Annotated in this window: 3 protein-coding genes; all 3 read right to left on the reverse strand. The window is 43.5% G+C overall.

What is annotated here, in order from left to right; translation table 11 throughout:
* Positions 1-368 precede the first annotated feature (368 nt).
* The 3 genes from ACK6AU_RS31330 to ACK6AU_RS31340 are packed head-to-tail and all read right to left on the reverse strand — an operon-like array spanning position 369 to position 4,581.
* On the reverse strand, positions 369-2,729 hold the full coding sequence (locus ACK6AU_RS31330) for a GNAT family N-acetyltransferase (protein WP_409303596.1): 2,361 nt from the start codon (positions 2,727-2,729) through the stop codon (positions 369-371).
* A 49-nt stretch (positions 2,730-2,778) separates the two neighbouring features.
* On the reverse strand, positions 2,779-3,804 hold the full coding sequence (gene tdh, locus ACK6AU_RS31335) for an L-threonine 3-dehydrogenase (RefSeq protein WP_409303598.1): 1,026 nt from the start codon (positions 3,802-3,804) through the stop codon (positions 2,779-2,781).
* 30 nt (positions 3,805-3,834) lie between these two features.
* On the reverse strand, positions 3,835-4,581 hold the full coding sequence (locus tag ACK6AU_RS31340; RefSeq protein ID WP_185698395.1) for a class I SAM-dependent methyltransferase: 747 nt from the start codon (positions 4,579-4,581) through the stop codon (positions 3,835-3,837).
* Between the last annotated feature and the right edge of the window lie 87 nt (positions 4,582-4,668).

Below are 4,668 nucleotides of genomic sequence, written 5' to 3' on the forward strand. Positions count from 1 at the left end.
GGCATTGATACCTATACTATTTCTTAGGAATTTTTATGGGAGAGAACGCAGCTTAACCGTACTAAAAAAATTAAAGACTGCAAGTTACCCACGTTCTATTACGCTCAGTTTTGAGTCGACCCAGGCTGTACCTATCTACAAGTAACTAGGTACAGCCCGTATGTTCAAAGCCATACTCCTTATCACCTGCGGCTCACCAGCACTCGGAAACGGTCACGCTGAAGCCTGGACAGTTACGCCTCACTCATCCACTGATAATACCTGCAGGCGTTGAGGTTCACGTCATTTTGCTCGATGACCAAATACGCCTGGAAAATCAGAAATTATGTAAAAACTCAATTACATAAAAAATAGAATCGAACTATAAATTAATGTTTGAAGACAGAAGTAGCAAATAGCTTATCTTGGTCGTAATATTCTCTCAGTGTCGTCAAACGCAACCAAGCAGAAGCGCTAAAGCAGCGAGATACATTCTCCTTACGGGCCTCCAAGTCAAATTCGTTGACATAGCTGCCCGTCGCAATCTCCCCCAACTGATTATATAGCTCTATCAACCAGTCAGTATTTAGTTCGTCATCCTCTTGGTCGTCCCACTGGGCATAAGTAGAAATGAAATACTTACCTTTCACTGAAAAGGCTGCATCCGGATAGGTGTATTCTCCTCGCCATATAATTAACGGAACTGTAGCTCTTGAATGAGGCAGCTCAAGATTACGGGCCAAGATTTTGAAGGCCTCCTCCCCCCTGTCAGTGAGTATGTTGTCTGTACGATAACGTTGAGAAACTAGCATATCATCGCTTTGCTTATAGAAATTTTCAAAATCTACCGTTTGATCTTCCTCTACTACTTTCAACGCTCTGCCAAGACGCGAGACTAGTGAGGCACGAAGATCAAGAGCATCGCCGCGGCTATTGGAAAAAATTATTATACTTAATAATCCCTCGTGACCTCCCTCAGGTTTAGGACCTACCGCCAGCATAATCTGTATATTTTTCTGCGGACTGGCTTTCTCCAAACCGGCGAGCAAAACAGGCACTTGCTCTAAACTCAGCGAATATACACTAGAAGTAATAACCGATGGGCGCTTCCAGCATTTAAGATAGAACCGAGTAACTATAAAGAATGACTCAGGCCCTGCACCTCTGGCAGCCCAAAATAGATCTGGGCTATTGCAGTTATCAACATAACGTATCTGACCATCGGAAGTGATCACCTCTAACGCCTCAATATTAAAGGTACTCATGCCTCCCCATTGACTGCAGTTTATTCCCAATCCCCCGCCCAGCAAGAATCCACCAAGCATAACATTCCGGGCATGACCTGTTGGAAAAGCCAAATCATATTCGGCAAGAACTTCATTAAGTTGTTGGCTCGTTACACCAGGTTGGGCTGTAACCCGATGATTTTCAAAATCAACTTCTAGCTCGTTCAAGTTGGCGAGATCAATCAGTAGCGTATTATTATGTAGGAAGCTACCGGCATAACTATGCCCACCGGTTTTTACTGTGACTTTCAGATTATTCTTACGGGCATAATTTATGGCTTCAACCACCTCAGATTCATTTTTTACACAAACCACCATGGACGGCATACGTCTGAAATCACGACCATTCCATACTCTGGATGCATACCATTGACTATATTGCGGAGTTGATCCTTCAAGGTACTTTCGCTCAACTATTGGAACCTGTTTCCGTAGGTCTTTCAAGTCTCGACTGACTAATGCCTGCATTGGTTTAGCATAAAAACCAAGACGCGTCTTTGTTTTCTCATTAAGTCTACCAAATTCAATATACCGGATACCGTTCTCGAAGGCATAGCGATAAGCAGAGTAAACTAGAATTGTGTAAGGACTGAATTCAGTATGGTGATATTCCATCCCTGCCGACCAAAGACATAAAGTATCGTCTAGCTCATAACAAATCATTCCACTGATCAAGTTTCCTTCACGTTCGATGATGAACAGGCGAGCCAAACCATCACAAACTCGAACAAAATCTGCCAATGCATGTGTTGGAAAAAACTGGGGCGTTCCCCTTCTAGCCGTAGTGCTATGGCACAGCTCCGCTAATTTTTCTAGGCGATGGTCAAAGGGGGACGTTAGTATCTTGATCTCAGCTCTTTGGTCAGCCTCGAACTTTCGTAACTGGCGACGCAGCTCATTGCGTCCCTTATGAGGAAAAGACTTAACAACCGAGTTCAAATCAAAATAATCTTCCAAGTTTTTGTAATAGCGATCCACCATATACAACACATTAAGACCATACTCCTTAGCTACCTTGAGCAACGGTTCTTCATCTACATTGAGAATAGCGAAATAGCGCGCTCCGTGCTTAACTGCTAGATCCTCATACGCTGACAAAATCGCGGCATGAACCGTCGTATCCTCCCTGCAGGAAAGCAGCCGGCTGTCGTAACAATGCATAACATGGCTAAACAGGCCCAAATCATCACCATCATTGTTTAAGCCGCAGTTTTTCGATAACACTCCTAAAGGATCAACATCACTAAGTCTCTGTAAATATGCAGGTAAAAATCCAACAAGATCACCGTCAACCCGAGCCAGCAAATAGAAAACCTTTTTAAACCCTATCAACGGAGAGCGTTCAGCTGCACGAATGAATCTTAAATCGTAAAAAAAAGGAGCCGAACAGGCTCCAACAAACGAGCAATACTCATCCACATCCAGCTCTTCAAATGAACTGAGAACTTCCACCTTGATAACCATATTATCCCTTCCTTGGAATCGATTAAGTTTAAGTTCATATTCCGAACACTCAACACCAGTTCAAAATAATCTTCCCTGACTGCCCTGCACTCATCGTATTAAATGCCTGAGAAAAATTTTCTACCGCATAACGATGGGTAATTATGCCTTTCACTTGCAACCCGCCACTTAGCATACTGAGCATTTTACGCCAAGTCTCAAACATCTCTCGACCATAAATACCTTCAATACGAAGACTTTTACAAACAACAGCCTCCCATTTAATAGTAATACTGGCTGCTGGCAACCCCAAACAAGCAAGACGGCCACCAGTAGCTATTGATTCAATCAGCGAGTCCAATGCTGAACTACTTCCGCTCATTTCGAATCCAATGTCGTACCCCTCCTTAAGTCCATACAATCGTGCGGCATCTGCCAGACTGTTCTGCCTTATATCTATCGGAATTACATCAACTAACCGACAGGCCAAGTCCAAACGAAATGGCTCGAGGTCGGCGATGAAAATGCGTCCCGCACCGGCATGACGTGCCACGGCTGCCGCCATGATGCCAACAGGACCGGCGCCGGTGATGACTACATCATTACCAGTCACATCAAATGCTAGCGCCGTATGTACAGCATTTCCCAAAGGATCGAGTATGGCGCCAAGTTCGTCATCTATCTCATCAGGCAGCGGAACGACGTTAAAAGCCGGCAACGCCAAGTACTCGGCAAAGGCCCCAGGATGGTTTACACCTACGCTTCGGGTATGCGGGTCCAAATGAAAGCATCCAGCCCTGGACGCCCGACAGTTTAAGTCGACTAGATGCCCCTCACCTGTTACACGTTGGCCCAACCGCAGGTTTTTAACATTCCTTCCCAGCTCAACTATTACACCGGAATATTCATGTCCAACTATTTGTGGAACAGGAATATTCTTCTGCGCCCAACCGTCCCAGTTCCAAATATGCAAATCAGTACCGCAAATGCCCGTTTTGTGAATTTTTATGAGCACCTCGTTTTCCATAATTTCTGGTGTAGGAACATCGCGCATCCACAGGCCAACGGACTCCTCCGCTTTAACAAGAGCCAACATAGAGTTTCTCCTTTACTCTTAAAAATCGACTCAATCAAACTTAATGCAATCAATAATTACAGCGTGAGGCACCATTAAGTAATCTTGAAGAAACTCAGGAGCCCGATCAATGTCCTTATATTTTTCAGGCAATGGGTTTGTAAAATTTATATGCGTAAACCCAGCTCCAACAAGCGCTTCTTCAAGTGCTAAAAAAGACCAATACCAAGCTTTTACTGTAGATTTAGTTCCAGAGCAAAATAAATCCAATTGTATCTCACCACCTTCTTGATACACAGCAGATTGCAACATGGAAAAACCATACTTCTCGTAAAAACCAGGTTTTTTTTCATAATCTGGATGAACTGGCAATGCCACCAACTTACCACCTGGCTTTAAAAGCTTTGCCATATTCTTACACATTGCCATCAAAAGATCTTTATTATTAGCATAAGGTAGTACATAAACAGCAAGCACCACATCAAAAGTCCCATTTAGAGAAACATCCAACTCCGAGACATATTCTATGCCACATGGACTTACACGCTCAATATTTTCGGCCTGAACCAGCATTCCCTTTTCAAGATCGAAACCAGTTACACTTTCAGCTCCTAAACTTTTCAATAACCGAGAATATGTTCCCTCACCGCAGCCGTAGTCAAGCACTCTCTTACCCTTTATATCCCCCAACAACTCTAAGACACTTGGTATTTCTATTTCCCGCCTAAATGGCCATTCCGCCATACTGGTATAAATATTTGAAAGCTCTTTGAACTGACTATGATTTGCACTATCCATACTTATCATCCTTAATTAACTACTCCAAACTTCCACACAAAGACTTTACCAAGCAAAACAACAAACCCATGAAGACCAGATATAGAT

Source organism: Pseudomonas sp. KCJK8993, assembly GCF_046230915.1.
Lineage (GTDB): Bacteria > Pseudomonadota > Gammaproteobacteria > Pseudomonadales > Pseudomonadaceae > Aquipseudomonas > Aquipseudomonas piscis.

Excerpts from the sequence above, each read along its gene's own strand:
- ACK6AU_RS31330 (WP_409303596.1), bottom strand. The coding sequence starts at position 2,729 with ATGGTTATCAAGGTGGAAGTTCTCAGTTCATTTGAAGAGCTGGATGTG.
- ACK6AU_RS31340 (WP_185698395.1), bottom strand. The coding sequence starts at position 4,581 with ATGGATAGTGCAAATCATAGTCAGTTCAAAGAGCTTTCAAATATTTAT.
- tdh (WP_409303598.1), bottom strand. The coding sequence starts at position 3,804 with ATGTTGGCTCTTGTTAAAGCGGAGGAGTCCGTTGGCCTGTGGATGCGC.